The organism is Streptomyces sp. NPDC031379 (genome assembly GCF_055569615.1).
This window is the reverse complement of sequence record NZ_JBVIIT010000017.1, coordinates 115,600-130,535: the sequence shown is the minus strand read 5'-3', so window position 1 is coordinate 130,535 and position 14,936 is coordinate 115,600. Positions and strand designations below refer to the sequence as shown.

14 protein-coding genes are annotated in these 14,936 nt (G+C 71.4%); 6 read left to right on the top strand and 8 right to left on the bottom strand.

Features of this window, described 5'->3' with window-relative positions; all coding sequences use genetic code 11:
* Nucleotides 1-206: 206 nt before the first annotated feature.
* The gene (locus ACZ5CW_RS24355) at nucleotides 207-1,793 is read left to right on the top strand and encodes an MFS transporter (protein WP_468604682.1); all 1,587 of its coding nucleotides are present in this window, start codon (nucleotides 207-209) and stop codon (nucleotides 1,791-1,793) included.
* Nucleotides 1,794-1,861: 68 nt separating this feature from the next.
* Here the strand turns inward: ACZ5CW_RS24355 and ACZ5CW_RS24350 are convergent, their stop codons facing one another.
* Entirely contained in the window at nucleotides 1,862-2,641 is a 780-nt protein-coding gene (locus tag ACZ5CW_RS24350; RefSeq protein ID WP_468604680.1) for a restriction endonuclease, read from the bottom strand.
* 214 nt (nucleotides 2,642-2,855) lie between these two features.
* Between ACZ5CW_RS24350 and ACZ5CW_RS24345 the strand changes: the two genes are divergently transcribed.
* Nucleotides 2,856-3,434, top strand: coding sequence for a Dps family protein (locus tag ACZ5CW_RS24345; RefSeq protein WP_468604678.1), 579 nt, complete (start codon nucleotides 2,856-2,858; stop codon nucleotides 3,432-3,434).
* 154 nt (nucleotides 3,435-3,588) lie between these two features.
* On the opposite strand, the gene ACZ5CW_RS24340 is transcribed toward ACZ5CW_RS24345, so the two are convergent.
* The 3 genes from ACZ5CW_RS24340 to ACZ5CW_RS24330 form a co-directional block, all read right to left on the bottom strand.
* A complete protein-coding gene (locus tag ACZ5CW_RS24340; protein ID WP_468604676.1) occupies nucleotides 3,589-3,744 on the bottom strand; it encodes a DUF6131 family protein in 156 nt (51 codons plus the stop codon).
* A gap of 213 nt (nucleotides 3,745-3,957) precedes the next feature.
* Nucleotides 3,958-5,298 carry an MFS transporter gene (locus ACZ5CW_RS24335; RefSeq protein WP_468604674.1) on the bottom strand — a complete coding sequence of 447 codons (1,341 nt, stop codon included), beginning with the start codon at nucleotides 5,296-5,298 and terminating at the stop codon, nucleotides 3,958-3,960.
* Nucleotides 5,299-5,484: 186 nt separating this feature from the next.
* Nucleotides 5,485-6,306 (bottom strand): NAD(P)H-binding protein, encoded by an 822-nt coding sequence (locus ACZ5CW_RS24330; protein ID WP_468604672.1) that lies wholly within the window; start codon nucleotides 6,304-6,306, stop codon nucleotides 5,485-5,487.
* An 87-nt stretch (nucleotides 6,307-6,393) separates the two neighbouring features.
* Here ACZ5CW_RS24330 and ACZ5CW_RS24325 point away from each other — a divergent pair, with 87 nt between their 5' ends.
* The gene (locus ACZ5CW_RS24325; RefSeq protein WP_468604670.1) at nucleotides 6,394-6,816 is read left to right on the top strand and encodes a winged helix-turn-helix transcriptional regulator; all 423 of its coding nucleotides are present in this window, start codon (nucleotides 6,394-6,396) and stop codon (nucleotides 6,814-6,816) included.
* A gap of 17 nt (nucleotides 6,817-6,833) precedes the next feature.
* On the opposite strand, the gene ACZ5CW_RS24320 is transcribed toward ACZ5CW_RS24325, so the two are convergent.
* Both ACZ5CW_RS24320 and ACZ5CW_RS24315 read right to left on the bottom strand, forming a co-directional pair.
* Nucleotides 6,834-7,277, bottom strand: a complete 444-nt coding sequence (locus ACZ5CW_RS24320; protein ID WP_468604668.1) for a DNA-binding protein — start codon at nucleotides 7,275-7,277, stop codon at nucleotides 6,834-6,836.
* A gap of 85 nt (nucleotides 7,278-7,362) precedes the next feature.
* Nucleotides 7,363-8,856 (bottom strand): long-chain-fatty-acid--CoA ligase, encoded by a 1,494-nt coding sequence (locus ACZ5CW_RS24315; RefSeq protein ID WP_468604666.1) that lies wholly within the window; start codon nucleotides 8,854-8,856, stop codon nucleotides 7,363-7,365.
* Between the two features lie 161 nt (nucleotides 8,857-9,017).
* Here ACZ5CW_RS24315 and ACZ5CW_RS24310 point away from each other — a divergent pair, with 161 nt between their 5' ends.
* On the top strand, nucleotides 9,018-10,184 hold the full coding sequence (locus tag ACZ5CW_RS24310; RefSeq protein WP_468604664.1) for a PucR family transcriptional regulator: 1,167 nt from the start codon (nucleotides 9,018-9,020) through the stop codon (nucleotides 10,182-10,184).
* Nucleotides 10,185-10,378: 194 nt separating this feature from the next.
* Here ACZ5CW_RS24310 and ACZ5CW_RS24305 read toward each other — a convergent pair whose 3' ends face one another.
* The gene (locus ACZ5CW_RS24305; protein WP_468604662.1) at nucleotides 10,379-12,571 is read right to left on the bottom strand and encodes an MMPL family transporter; all 2,193 of its coding nucleotides are present in this window, start codon (nucleotides 12,569-12,571) and stop codon (nucleotides 10,379-10,381) included.
* Nucleotides 12,572-12,704: 133 nt separating this feature from the next.
* A complete protein-coding gene (locus ACZ5CW_RS24300; RefSeq protein ID WP_468604660.1) occupies nucleotides 12,705-13,097 on the bottom strand; it encodes a 5-carboxymethyl-2-hydroxymuconate Delta-isomerase in 393 nt (130 codons plus the stop codon).
* 140 nt (nucleotides 13,098-13,237) lie between these two features.
* On the opposite strand from ACZ5CW_RS24300, the gene ACZ5CW_RS24295 reads away from it, so the two are divergent.
* Complete coding sequence (locus tag ACZ5CW_RS24295; protein WP_468604658.1) at nucleotides 13,238-14,194, top strand: MerR family transcriptional regulator; 957 nt, start codon at nucleotides 13,238-13,240, stop codon at nucleotides 14,192-14,194.
* 92 nt (nucleotides 14,195-14,286) lie between these two features.
* Entirely contained in the window at nucleotides 14,287-14,931 is a 645-nt protein-coding gene (locus tag ACZ5CW_RS24290) for an FMN-binding negative transcriptional regulator (protein ID WP_468604656.1), read from the top strand.
* Nucleotides 14,932-14,936: the final 5 nt, after the last annotated feature.

Here is a 14,936-nt window from a genome sequence, read left to right as displayed (position 1 = left end):
TCCCTTCTCACCCCCCCCCCCCCCCCCCCCCCCCCCCCCCCCCCCCCCCCCTCCCCCCCCCCCCCCCCCCCCCCCCCCCCCAAGGCTCGCGAGCCGGTTTCCTCTCCTCTCCCCCGCGACGGGCCTGCCCGGTCGCCGGGCTCCCGCATCGCCGTGGACGGCTCACGCCCCGCCCACGCTTCCGTCATGACCTACGAAGGACTGGCATGCCCTCCGTCACCCCTTCCACCCTGCCCACCCCTGCCCCGCCCGCACCACGCCCCGGCGGCCGGCGGGCCAACCCGTGGCTGACCCTGATCGCCGTCGCCTTCGGCCTCTTCATGGTGGGCCTCGACGGCTCCGTGGTGTCCATCGCCAACCCGGAGATCGGCCGCGATCTGCACGCCTCCACCGCCGGCCTGCAGTGGGTCACCAACGCCTATCTGCTGGCTCTCGCCGCGGCACTCATCCTCGGCGGCAAGCTGGGCGACCGGTTCGGGCGCCGTACCTTCTACCTGATCGGCGTCACCGGGTTCACCGCCGCGTCCGTCGCCATCGGCCTGTCCGGATCCATCACGGGCGTCATCGTCTTCCGCGCACTGCAGGGCTTCTTCGGTGCCCTGCTGATGCCCAACACCCTCGGCATGCTGCGTGCCGTCTTCCCGCCGAGGAAGTTCGGCATGGCGGTCGGCATCTGGGCGATGGTCTCGTCCGTCTCCACCGCCCTCGGCCCCATCGTCGGCGGCCTGCTGGTGCAGCACGTCGACTGGGAGTCCGTCTTCTACGTCAACGCGCCCATCGGCGTGATCGCGCTCGTCTTCAGCATGCTGGTCCTCCCGCAGAGCAGGAACACCGCGGCGGCCGGCGAGAAGTTCGACATCCTCGGGGTCGTACTGCTGGCGCTGGGACTGCTCGCCGTCGTGTTCGGCGTGGTCAAGGGCGAGACCTGGGGCTGGACTTCGGGCGGCACCCTGGGTGCCATCGCGGCCGGTGCGGCGGTCCTGCTGGCCTTCGGTCTGTACGAGACCCGGATCGCGGCGCCGCTGCTGCCGATGCGCCTGTTCCGCAACCCCGCGCTGACCATCGGCACGGTCATCACCGCGCTGAACTTCTTCGTGCTGCTCGGTGTGATCTTCTTCGTCATGCTCTACCTGCAGAACGTGCGCGGGTTCACCCCCGTGGAGGCCGGTGTGCGCACCCTGCCGCTGAGTCTCGCCTCGGTCGTGGCCTCCCCGCTGGGCGCGGCGCTCACGGAACGGTTCGGACCCCGGTTCACCATGCCCCTCGGCATGGCGCTCCAGGCGGTGGCCTGCTTCGTCATGCTCAGCTGGAGCGCGGACTCGTCGTACACCGCGATGTGGCCGCCGTTCGTCGCGCTCGGTCTGGGTGTGGGCATGGTGATGTCGTCCTCCTCCGACGCCATCGTCGGCAACGCGCCGGTCGAGGACGGCGGGGTGGCCGGTGGTCTGCAGGCCACCGCCCTGCAGATCGGCGGGGCGCTCGGCACCTCCGTGCTCGTCTCGCTCATCAGCAGCCGCGTCGGCTCCACCTTCGCCGGTGAACTCACCTCCGCGGGTGTGCCCGCGCGCGCCGCGGCGGATCTGGGCCGGGCGAAGGACGCGGTGGCGATGGGCGTCGCCCCGGTCTCCGGGGACATGCCCGCCCAGATGCGGGCCGCCGTGGTCCAGGGCGGTCACCAGGCGTTCATGAACGGCGTCCACACCTCCGTCCTGACCGCCGGTGTGCTGTGCGTCGGCGGCGCGCTGCTGGCCGTGGCGGGGGTGCGGCGCGCTCCCGAGGCGGCCCGCCACTGAGCGACGGGGGCCCGAGGGACGGGCCGAGCGGCACGTGCGTTGCGCGCGCCGCTCGGCCGGACCGCGCGTCAGGCGTCCGCGACCGTCTCCCAGGGCCGGGGACCGGTGCCGTCCCACCAGGAACGCAGATCCTGGCCGTCGACGCACACGATCCCGCACTGCTGTGCGTACTCGAGGGCGGGGGCGGTGAAGTCGCTCGTCGTGACCACCACCGCGACATCGGCCTCGTGGACGGTGAAGCAGGTGCCGCCGAATCGCTGCATGTCCTGCGAGCCGACCTTGTTGGTGTCGCCGTAGCGCTTGCACTGGATGATCACGCGTCGCCCGTCCGGGGTGACCGCCATGACGTCCGCCCCCAAGTCGCCTGCGCCGCCCACCACTTCGATGCCCCGGCAGCCGTCACGCGCGCACAGGTCGGCTATGGCCCGTTCGAAGCCGTCGGGGTCGAGCCCGTCGAGGACCGCGGTGACCTCCTCCTCCCCCGTCGGCTCGTACCGCGCGTCGGGCCGTGCCGCGGACGGCACCGCCGTGGGCGGGGCCGCACGGCAGAGGGTGTCGGACGCGGTCTCGGCCGCCGCCTCCAGAGCCTCGGCGGCCCCCCGTGCGCATCTCGCGGCGGACAGGCGCCGCCGCCCTCGCGACCGGGACGCCGCCGCGACCGTCAGGCCCGCCGCGGCGAGCAGACCCGCCCAGAACGGCCGGTGCTCCACGACGCTCACCGCCATTCGGGCCAGAAACACCACGACGCACACGATGATCGCCAGCAGGACGAAGAACAGTGCGGTCGTGCGCAGGTCGAAACCGCGCTCGCGGCGCGGGTGCCGGAAACGGCGTACGGGTACGGTCATGCCGGGATTCCCCTCCGGTGAACGACGACGAAGATCGTTCCTGTCCACGTGCCCAAGTCGGCCGTTTTCATCGGTGACTGACGTGCCGTCGGCCGACGGCGTGGTGAACGGTGCGCCGAGGGGCACCAGGGCGTGCGCCGTCGGACAAGTCGTGCGCCCGAAGGCACCTAGCGTCTGCCGGGTACGCACAGCACGGCACCGCAGGAGGCGGATCATGACCAGCAGTCCCCAGCCCACGAGTGGCAGCCAGCCGTGGCTGCACCAGAAGGGCGAGGTGATCCAGGAGTTCGGGACGGTCAAGCAGTTTCCGGTCGGCCTGTCCTACGAGGCCCGGATGTACTCCTGCCAGCGTCTGAACAAGGTCCTGGCGGACACGCAGATCCTCTACGGCCTCTACAAGAAGCACCACTGGCTGATGCGCGGCGCGACCTTCTACCAGCTGCACCTGGTACTCGACAAGCACGCCGGGGAACAGCTCGAACTCGTCGACACCATCGCCGAGCGGGTCCAGTCCCTGGGCGGTGTGGCGGTGGGAGACCCGCGGCACGTCGCCGAGATCACGTCGATCCCGCGGCCTCCGGACGGCGTGGAGCAGGTGCCCGCCATGCTGTCACGGTTGCTGGAGGCTCACGAGAGCATCCTCGTCGACGCGCACGACGCGGCGGCCCGCACCGCGGAGCTGGGCGACGACGGTACGAACGACCTGCTCGTCTCGCAGGTCGTCAGGACCGGGGAACTCCAGGCGTGGTTCTTGGCCGAGCACCTCGTCGACACACCGCTGGTCCGCGCCTGAGGACACGAGTCGCCTCGCTTCCGCCCGACGCGTCGGCCGGAAGCGGCGGCGGCTGCCGAGGAGCAGCCGCCGCCGGAACAGAACGTCGAACTGGACGGCCGGCCCCTTCTGCGTCCAGGTCGTGGGCCGGCGCACAGCCGAGCGACTCGTCCGGTCACCAATAGTGCCGTCGGCCGGCGACCGCGTGCCCCATGGAACCCAGGATCCACAGGACGGCCCCGATCACCACCAGGATGATGCCGATGGTCCACAGGATCGATATGCCTGTGAGGAAACCGATGATGAGCAGGATGATGCCGAGGGCGATCATGACGTGCCTCCTGCCGATAGCAATGCTCCTGCTCTTCGAGTGCCCCCAACCGGTGCGTACGTGCATCCGAATGGGCAAAAGCTTTCCGGGCGCCGGACGAGCGGCTGGAGCGCCGGGGCATCACAGTGGGGTCGCCCGAGGAAAGCAAGGTGATTCTGCCGTACAAACCTCTCATCCATGGCCCGCCGCGTCGGTCACCTTTCCATGAATGGCTCACGCCCTCTGGTGGCTCTTCCTGGGTGACGCCAGGGCGATGGGCACCAGCAGGAGGCCGCAGGCGGCGACCAGGAGCCAGCCCGGTTGGGAGGCGCGGGCCAGACCCGCGGGGCTCGTGCCCGCGACCAGGCTGCCGGCGAGGGCGATGCCGAGGGCCGCGCCGAACTGCCGTGCCGTGGAGGTGATCGCTCCGGCCACGCCGGCCTGGGCCGGGGGCAGCCCGCCGACCGCGGTGTTGGTGATCGGGGCGTTGGCGAAACCGAAGCCGACACCGATGAGGAGGTAGGCGAGGAGGAGCACGAACACGCTGGTGTGCGGGTCGAGTCCGCTCAGGCACAGGGCGCCGGCCGCGATGAAGGCGCCGGCCAGGATCAGTGGCGGTCGTGGTCCGACGCGGCCGACCAGGCGGCCCGACCAGGGTGCGCAGACGGTCGCACCGACCGCCATGGGCAGGGTCGCCGTCCCGGCGGCCAGGGGTGTGAAGCCCCGAGAGTGCTGCAGATAGAGGGTGTTGAGCAGCATCGTGGCGTTCAGCGCGAGGAAGACCGCCACGGCGCCGACGACCGCCCCGCTGAACACGGGACTGCGGAAGAGGCGCAGGTCCATCAGCGGCTCGTGCCGCCGGGACTCCACCCGGACGAATCCGGCCGTCGCCAGGGAGGCGAGCCCGTAGGCGGCCAGTGCCGCGGGTGCGGTCCAGCCGATGCGGGGGCCTTCGATGAGCACGCCGACCCACAGCCCGATGACCACGGTCAGCAGGGCCTGCCCCGGAACGTCGAGCCGGCGAGCCCGCGGCGCCCGGGACTCGGGCACGAACACGGCGCTGAGCACGAGGGCGACCACGATGACGGGGGCGTTGATCCAGAACAGCGCCCGCCAGCCGAGCGCCGCGACGAGGGCGCCGCCGGTGACCGGACCGACGGCCATGCTGAGCCCGAAGACAGACGCCCAGATGCCGATCGCCTGCGCCCGCTCCCTGGGATCGGGCATCACGTTGACCACGATCGCGAGTGCCACGGGACTGAGCATCGACGCGCCGATGCCCTGGACCGCGCGGGCCGCGACGAGCGCGCCCACCGACGGAGCCCATGCGCAGACCAGCGAGGCCGCCCCGAACACGGCCAGCCCGGACCGGAAGACCCGTCGGCGTCCGAACCGGTCGGCCAGCGCCCCGGAGGAGATCAGCAGAGCGGCCAGCACGATGGTGTAGGCGTCCACGGTCCATTCGAGACTGCGTGTTCCGACGCCCAGGCCGTGCCCGATGGCGGGCAGGCCCACGTTGACGATGGTGGTGTCCAGCCCGACCAGGAACATGCTGAGGCAGCAGACGGCCAGCACGGTCCAACGACGGCGTGCGCTCAGCAGGGGTGGGGCTGGGTGAAGGGTTGTCGCGGTCACGGTCCGCCTCTCGCATCCGGAAGTCCTGCCCGGTCAGGCTCGGGCAGCGCGACCACCGCCGACCAGCGTTTTTGCGGGGACCGCAAAAGCGCGGACGGAGAGGCGAGGTCCCCGCACGACCACGGCTCAGGCGCCGGCCTTCGGCCTCGCGGCGGAGGCGGCCGCGACGGCCGTGGCCAGCGGGTCGCGGAGCGGGCGGCCGAGGAGGTCCGCGAGGTCGGGGGCGGTGCCGTCCAGGAAGCCGTGCCGGACCGCGGTGGCGATCGAGGCCAGCATGGGCGGCTGGAACGGCAGCAGTCCCGGTGTCTCGTCGAGGAGTCTGCGCCGGTACTCGCCCAGTCCGATGGTGCGGTGCCGCACCCCGAGCCGGTCGGCCACCTGCTCCGCCGTGACCGGTGTACCCACGAGTTCGTAGGTGCGCCCGCTGTGCGACGCCGGGCGCGCCGCGACGGTCGCCGCCGCATCGACGAGGTCGGCCCGGGCGACCGCGGCCAGGGCGCCGTCGCCGTACGCGGACTCCACGCCGTCACCGCTCCACAGGAGGAGAGCGCCGAAGAGTTCGGCGTACAGGCCGTTGCGCAGGATCGTCCACGGCAGTCCGCCGGCGCGCACGAGCCGTTCGGTCGCGCGGTGTGCGAGCCCGAAGGCGAGATGGTCGCCGGCCCCGGTCAGGCTCGTGTAGACGATGTGCTGGACGCCGTCCCGGACGGCGGCGTCCAGGACGGCCGCATGGCGCTCGACGACCTGGTCGTCCTCGGCGTAGCCGGCCGAGACCAGCACCAGCGTCGTCACCCCCGCGAGGTCGAGGCTCGCGTGGTCGTCGAAGTCGAGCCGGCGCATCCCCTCGCGGGGGGTCCGGCTGCCGCCCGCCACGGCGGCGCCGCGGGCGCGCAACGCCGCGAGAGTGGCCGAGCCGAGGTTCCCGTTCGCTCCGGTCACCAGAATCATGTCAGTCGAGGTCTTCCGTCGTGGTTCGCATCGGTAACTACGCTTGATCCTCGAACGCCCAAGAGCCGGTCACAAGAAGGCAGTTTGATGTCACTCACGCACACCGGGGTAACCACCACCCCTGCCGACCTCGAACCCTGCGGGCGCGCGGAGCACCCCGACTGCGGTATTCGCGATGTCCTGGACCGCATCGGGGACAAGTGGTCGGTGCTCGTGATCGTCGAACTCGCGGGCGGGCCCCGTCGGTTCCGCGAACTGCAGCGCGCCGTCGACGGCATCTCCCAGCGCATGCTGACCCTCACGGTGCGCAGACTGGAACGCGACGGCCTCGTGCTGCGCACCGTGTACCCGGCCGTCCCCGCCCAGGTCGACTACCGTCTGACCGAGACCGGGGCCGGCCTGACGCACCTGGTCAAGACGCTCGCCGACTGGTCGCTCGCCCACCGGGCCGTCATCGCCGAGGCACGGCAGGCGTACGACCGGAGCCACCCGGACCACGACATCCGCTGACGCGAACCGTCGAGGGCCTACTCCGTGTCCTCCCTGTCGGCCACGCGGCCGGCCAGGCGTTCATAGCGCTGCCTGGCGGCCTGTGGGGTGCCGAGGCCGAGGCCGAAGGCGATCTCGTGCCAGGTCATGCCGCGACCGCGTGCCATCTGCAGGAGCGAGGCCTCCAGTTCGTCCATCTCCCCGCGGACGAGCGGCACGAGGCTCAGCGCGGCCGTGATGTCGGGGTGGTCGACCTCCTCCTCCCCGTCCTCGAGTTGTGCGGCCCCGCTGAGCAGGAACGCCACGAGCCGGACGGCCTCGTGGGGCCCGAGGACCGAGGGGTGGACCTGCCGGCGGCGCTGGTCGTCCGTGGCCGCGTGGCGCTCGGCGATGCGGAACAGGGAGGCGTACACCCGTTGGGCGCGCGCCTCCTCGGGCTGCGGGGGCGTGAAGGGATCGGTGGGCCCAGGCGTGGATGACATGGGTCGACCATGAAGGAGGGCACGACTTGGCGTCAACCGAATATTGTGAACAACTTGTTCATCCACGCCGGTGTCCGACCGTCCGTCAGGTCAGCGGGGCGGCGATCTCCCGCTTGAGGATCTTGCCGCTCGGACCCAGGGGCAGGGCGTCCGTCACCCATATCCGGCGCGGGTACTTGTAGGCGGCGACCCGGTCCCGGACGAACCGCTGGAGTTCCTCGGCGTCCGCGTGGGCGCCCGGACGCAGGACGACCGCGGCCGCCACCTCCTCGCCGAGCCGCTCGTCCGGCAGGCCGAGCACCGCGGCCAGAGCGACCGCGGGGTGCTCGTGCAGGACCTCCTCGATCTCCCGCGGGTAGACGTTGTAGCCACCGCGGATGATGAGGTCCTTCTTCCGGTCGACGATGTAGAGGTAGCCGTCCTCGTCCCGGCGGGCCAGGTCGCCGGTGCGCAGCCAGCCGTCGGGAATGGCGGCGGCGGTGTCCTCCGGACGGTTCCAGTAGCCCTTCATCACGTTCGGTCCGCGGACGGCGAGTTCACCGACCTCTCCCGGTGCGACGTCCCGGCCGGTGTCGTCGAGCAACCGCACCTCCACGTCGCGGACGGGGGTGCCGATGGACCCGGCCTTGCGGGGGCGGTCGGGGTGGTTGAAGGAGACGACCGGGCTGGTCTCGGACATGCCGAACCCTTCCAGCACCATGCAGTCGAAGCGCCGTTCGAAGCCGTGCAGGACCTCCACCGGCAGGGAGGCGCCGCCCGAGATGCACATGCGCAGGCTGGACACGTCCGCCGCCGCGGCCTGCGGATGCTGGAGCAGCGCGGCGTACATCGTGGGCACGCCCTCGAAGACGGTGGCCCGGTCGCGGGCGATGGCGTCGAGGACGGTCTGCGGCTCGAAGCGCGGCACGAGGGTGAGCGACGCGCCGCTGCGCACGGCGACGTTCATCGTGCAGGTCTGCCCGAAGATGTGGAACAGCGGGAGGCACCCGACGATCACGTCCTCGGACGTCATCCGCTGCACCTCGGTGACGTTGACCTCGGTGTTGTGACGGATCCCGGCGTGGGTGAGCGCGGCACCCTTGGGACGGCCGGTGGTGCCCGAGGTGTAGAGCAGCACGGCGATGTCGTCCCCGGCGGTCACGGCGACGTCGTAGCGCGGCTCCAGGCGCCCGAGTTCGGCGGCGAAGGCGGCGGGTTCGACCGCGAGGTGCCGTACCCCCGCGGCGGCGGCGCCCGCGGCGCCCTCGCCGGGTGCCTGGTGCCACTCGAAGAGCAGCACGGCGCCCGAGTCCCGCAGATGGTACTCGGTCTCCCGCTCCTTCAGCAGCGGGTTCATCGGCACGACGATCGCGCCGGCGCGCAGGACGGCGTAGTACAGGACGACGAACTCGGGCATGTTCGGCAGCATCAGCGCGACCCGGTCGCCGGCGCGTACACCCTCGGTGTGCAGCAGGGCCGCGGCCTGCGCGCTGAGCCGGTCCAGCTCGGCGTAGGTGGTGGTCACCGTGCCCAGCCGCAGGGCCGGGCGCTCGGGCAGTCGTCGCGCCGTGTCCACCAGGAATTCCGCCAGGTTGGCCATCCATGCCTCCTTGCATGCGAGCTCTTCGGCGTTCACGAGGTCCCGTCGTCAACGCTCAGGGCATGGTGGCGTGGACGATCGCGGCCGTCCATGGCCGCGCGGACAGTCCGGGCATCGCGACGTTGTTCCCGGAAACAATCGTGCCGCCGTACGCTGCGGGTATGGGTCTGTCGAGTGTGGGTGCCGCCTTGCGTACGCGGCTTCCGGAGCTGGGTGAGCGGATGGCCGAGCGCATCCGTGGGGAGGTCGAGTCGTACGCCGATGACGCGCTCATCCCCTTCTCCTCGCTCAGGGAGTCCTGCGAGGGCAACGCCGACCTGATCCTCGCCCGTTTCGCGTTCGGCGCCGGACCGGACGTGGGGGCCGCGCTGCAGACGGGGCGCCTGCGCGCCGAGCAGGGCGTGCCCCTGTCGGACACCCTGCACGCCTACCGGGTCGGTTTCGAGTTCCTGTGGTCGGAGCTGGTCGACGAGGCACGCAGGCACCCGGACGTCACGGATGCCGATCTGGTGGCCGGGTCGTCGGAGATCTGGGCCCTGTTCGGCCGCTACGCGGAGGCCGTGGCGGCCGCCTACCGGGAAGCCAGCGCGGAGCTGGCGCTGCAGCGCGAGGCGCGCCGCTCGGCACTGGCCGAGGCGCTGTTCACCGGCGCCCTCGCCGACCGTACGACGCCGTGGGAGGCGGCCAGGCAGCTCGGTCTGCCGGAACGCGGTCCGTACGCGGTCGTGGCCGCGTCCGTGCCGGATCCCGGTCAGGAGCCGCTGCCCGGCATCGAGGCGGCGCTGCGCCGGTCCGGAGTGCCGTCGGTCTGGCGGCTGCTGCCCGACCAGCAGATCGGCCTGGTCGCGCTCGCGCACCGCGACGCGGAGTCGGTGAGCCTGCGGGCGCTGCGCCGCCGACGGGCGCGGGTCGGCGTCAGCCCCACGTTCGACACGCTGCGGGAGACACCGCAGGCACTGCGTTTCGCCCGGCTGGCCCTGACGGGTCTGCCCGGCGACGGGCCGGGGGTCACCCGCTTCGACGACAGCCCGCTGGCCATGCTGGTCGCGGCGGCTCCGGCGGAGGCGAGCCGTCTGGTCGAGGTGTCCCTCAGTCCCCTCCTCGCCCTGCCCGCGGCAGAGCGCGCCCGGCTGCTGCGGACGCTCGCGCACTGGTTCACCTCGGGCGGTGGGGCCGCCGAGACCGCGGAACGGCTCTTCGTCCACCCGAACACCGTGCGCTATCGGCTGCGTCGCGTCGAGGAGCTGACGGGACGTTCGCTCTCCGATCCCGTCGCCCTCGCCGACCTGGGCGCGGCCCTGTACACCCTGCGCCTGCTGCCCTCCTGAGGCCGCCCGGTGCCGGGACTCCTCCCGTGGACATCAGTACGCCTCGGCCGCCGCCGGGCTCACGCTCCCCCGGGGGCGGCCCTGACCGGCGGCGCGCGGGGCACCGTGTGGCCCCGGTGACGACGGCCGTCCTGCCGCTGCGCGGCTTCGGCCGGGCCGCGCGGCCCGGCAGAACCCGTCCCGTCACGCGGCAGCTAGCTGCGCCGTCCTGCCGGATCGCGGGTGACCGTGTCCTGCTCGCCGGTGCCCCGGGCCGGTCCCGCGCCGGTCGCGGTGCCCGCGCCGGCCGTCGTCGCCTCCGCCCGGTCCGCGTGCCCCGGCCACCACGCCGCGTGGCCGATGAGCGCGGTGAGGCTCGGGGTGAAGAACATCGCCATGACGAAGGCGGCGACCGCGATGCCGAAGGAGACGGCGAATCCCATCTCGGTGAGCAGCGCGTTGCCGGCGAGCATCATCGTGGCGAAGGTCGCCGCCAGGATGAAGCCGGCCGCCGCGACCGTCGGCCCGGCGTGCCGCAGCGCCATGCCGGCCGCCTCGCGCGGATCGCGGCCCTCGCGGGCCTCTTCACGGAGCCGGGCGATCATGAGGATGTTGTAGTCGGTGCCGATGGCGACCACGAAGAGATACATGATCACCGGGAGCATGAACATCAGGCCCGAGTGGCCCTGCCCCTCCTGGAAGATCCACACGGTGGCGCCGAGGGTGGCACCGAAGCCGAGGCCCACCGAGGCGATCAGGTACCAGGGGGCGACCACGCTGCGCAGCAGCAGTCCGAGGATGACCATGATCAGGACGGCCGCGACGGGGAAGACGGTCCGGTAGTCGTGGTTGACCGCGGTGTCGATGTCCTTGTAGATCGCGGACATGCCGCCGACGAGCGCCTCGGTGCCGTCGGGGGCGTCGGAGTGGGCGACGTCGCGCACCCGCTCCACCGTGTCGATCGCCTTGTCCGTCGACGCCTCGTACTTGAGGGTGACGGTGAAGTCGGCGGTGGTGCCCGCCTTGTTCACCTGGGACATGCGGGCGTTCGCGACGCCGTCCACGGCCCCGAGCTTCTTCACGTACGCGTCGAAGCCGGCCTTGTCCAGCGGCTTGCCGTCGGTGCTGGAGAGGTAGACGTCGGTGGGTGCCGCGGCGCCCGCCGAGTACGCCTTCTGCATCTCGTCCTGGACGACCATGGACTCCTTGGTCTTGGGCATGGAGCCCGAGGCCAGATCGAACGTGGCGTTGAAGCCCAGGGTGCCGAGCGACAGCACGAGCAGGACGAGGCCGGAGAGTGCGGCGGTCAGTGCCGGACGGCGCTGCACGCCACGGCCGAGGGCGGCGAACCGGGCGTTGTCCGGCTCCTTGTGCCAGGACTTGGAGGGCCAGAACACCTTCGGTCCGATGAGGGAGACCACGGCCGGGATCAGGGTCAGGCCCGCGACCAGGGTGGCGGCCACGGCGATGGCCAGCGCCGGGCCCATCTGCTTGAGGAAGCCGAGCGTGGAGAGCACCAGCGCGAGGAAGGCGATGACGACCGCGCCCGCCGCCGAGGCGATGGCCTCGCCGACCCGGTCCACCGCGTTCACCATGGCCTGCTTCGGCTCGTCACCGGCGCGCAGCCGTTCGCGGTAACGGAACATCAGGAACAGGAAGTAGTCCGTACCCACGCCGAACAGCACGACGATCAGGATCGACGAGATCGAGCTGTTGGCCTGCAGGTCGAACAGCTTGGTGGCGTAGGCGATCAGCCCGTTGGCGACGGCGGACACCAGGCCGATCAGGATCAGGGGCAGTACCGCCAGGATCGGCGCCCGGAAGATGATCAGCAGCGTCACCAGGATGATCACGAAGGTGCCGACACCGATCAGCATCTCACCTCGCTTGGACGAATCCTCCTGGTCGAGGGCCTGCGCGGCGGAACCGCCGAGCTTGACCTCCAGATGGGTGCCCTTGGCCAGGTCCTTGACGTCGTCGCGCAGCACCTCGGCCGCGTCGACCTGCTTGGGCTGGCCGGCGTTCCTGCTGTCCATCTGCACCAGGGTCAGGGCGTACCTGCCGTCCTTCGACGGCTGGCCGGGGACGACCTTCTGCACCTGGTCGATGTGCTTCTTGCCCAGCTCGGAGGTGATACGGGCGACGTCCTGCCGGTCGGCGTCGGTCAGTTTGCCGCCGTCGGTGCGCTGGTAGAGCGCGATCGCGGACGGGGTGAAGGCGCTGGGGAACGCCTTCTCCTGGAGATCCGCCGCTTTGATGGACTCGTAACTCTTGGGCAGGAAACTGCTCTCGTCGCTGTTCGAGGGCAGACTCGGGGCGGTGGCCACGATCGCCACCGCGGCGATCAGCCATGCCACGATCGTCCAGACAGGATGTCGGACGACGGCGTTGCCAATTCGTCGGAACATGCGGAAGGTCCTCCTGTGGCAGGAAGATCACCGCAACCCGGGGAGCGGTCCCTGGCATCGGCGACCCCGACCGGCTCGCGCGGAACGGGCCGGTCGCATCGTTGTCTTGGCCTTACATGGTAGTGACCGGGCGTCAAGGTCGTTCGAACAGGCGGTTCTTGCCGGGTGTCGGTGCGGACGGGGACAGACGGTAGGAGACGGCCAGGTCCCGCACCTCCACGGAGCAGACCGCGCGGTCCTCGTCGTCCAGCGGCAGATGCCTGGCGAGCAGGGCCAGGATGCCCTCGGCGAGGCGCGTCTTACGCGCCTCGGACCGGCCCGGCATGAGGCCCACCTCCACGTGTACGAACACGGTGTCGCCGCTCGTGCCCTCACCGACATACGTCTCCGCCGGGCGCAGCAGCGTCTTGCACACGCCCGTCGTACCGGACTCCTCGACCACCAACGGGTGCAGCTCCCGCACCAGGGCTCTCGGGTCGATGACTCCGGCCAGCCGGGAGGAGTAGTCGATGGCGAGGTGCGGCATGAAGGACCTTTCGCACAAAATCTGGTTTCTCAGGGCAACTATTTTCCCTCACCTGGTCACCGGGGTGCGCCCCGGCCCCCGGATCGGCGCTTGACCTTGCCCCGGAGGGCAGGGTTTAGCGTACGAGCGAGGTGAACGGCATGAGGATCAGTGAGCTGGCACGTCGGGCCGGAGTGACGGCCAAGGCGGTGCGGTACTACGAGGGGCTGGGGTTGATCACCCCCGAGCGCCTCGCCAACGGCTACCGGGACTACACCGAGGACGACATACGCCTCGTGCGGGAGATCAGGGCGCTGCACCGGCTGGGGATCCCCGTCGAGCGCACCCGGCCGTTCCTGGAGTGCCTGACGGCCGGAAGCCTGCATGCCGACGACTGTCCCGCCTCGCTGGCGAGCTATCGGGAGGCCATCGACGACCTCACGGAACGCATCGAGGCTCTGACCGCCCGCCGTGCGACGCTGGTCGCGCACCTCAGGGCCGCCGCCCATCGGGGCAGCATCGTCGCGCCGCCCGAGGAGCCGGCAGCAGGGGACGAGGACCACCTGAGCCTGCCGGCGAACCTGCCCGTGCCCGAGGACGACGGCGCCGCCGACCATCTGCCGGGCAGCCGGGTGCCGTCGATCACCCTGACCGACACGGCGGGCAGAGCGATCGGCCTGGACACCTGGGGTCCCCGTCGCACGGTGGTCTACGTCTACCCCCTGACCGGCCGTCCCGGCACCGATCTGCCCGAGGGCTGGAACTCCATTCCCGGAGCCCGCGGCTGCACACCCGAGACGTGCGGCTTCCGCGACCACTTCCAGGACCTCCTCGAAGCCGGCGCCGGGCGCGTCTACGGGTTGTCCAGCCAGCACAGCGACTATCAGAACGAGGTCGTGGAACGGCTCGGGCTGCCCTTCGGTATGCTCTCCGACCCCGCACTCGGCCTGGCCGACGCCCTCGGCCTGCCCACGTTCGAGGCCGGCGGGGCCAGGCTGTTCAAGCGGCTGACCCTCGTCGTCCGCGACAGCGTGATCGAGCACGCCTTCTATCCGGTCTTCCCGCCGGACGCACACGCCCAGCAGGTCCTGGCCTGGCTGCGCGAGAACCCCCTGTAGGGCCACGGCACGGACCGACAGTCCCCGGACCTCCCTGACGCGACGCCCGCGAACACCCGATTCCTCACGATTGCCGGAAAGGCCGACTGCCCATGTACGTGCCCGGACACTTCGCGCCCGACGACGCCGCCGTCCGTGACCTATTGGCCCACCAAGGTGCCGCCGACCTCGTCACCATGACCCCCCAGGGCCTGCTGGCCACCCTGCTTCCCTTCGAGTACGCCCCGGACAGGGGTGAGCACGGCGCCCTGATCGGACACATGGCCCGCGGCAACCACCAGTGGCGCGAGCCGGTGCGGGGCGAGGCCATGGTGATCGTCCGGGGGCCCGAGGCGTACATCAGCCCGTCGTGGTACGCGACGAAGGCCGAGCACCACCGGGTGGTGCCGACGTGGAACTACGTGATCGCGCACGTCTACGGACAGCTGGTGGTGCACGACGACCCGGCCTGGATCGAAGCGCAGATGCGCCGCCTGACCGACCGGCACGAATCCACCCGCGCCGAGCCCTGGTCCGTCGACCAGGCCCCCGCGAAGTACGTCCAGGGGCGGCTGCGTGCCGTCGTGGGCGTCGAAGTGGTCATCCACCGCATCGAGGCGAAGTCGAAGCTCAGCCAGAACCAGCCGCCACGGAACATCGAGGGGGTCGTCACGGGCCTCGAGGCCCGCGGCCGGACCCACGATGCCGCGCTGGCGGCCGCGGTCCGTGCGCACGCCCCGCGTCCGTCCGAGCCCTGACGGCC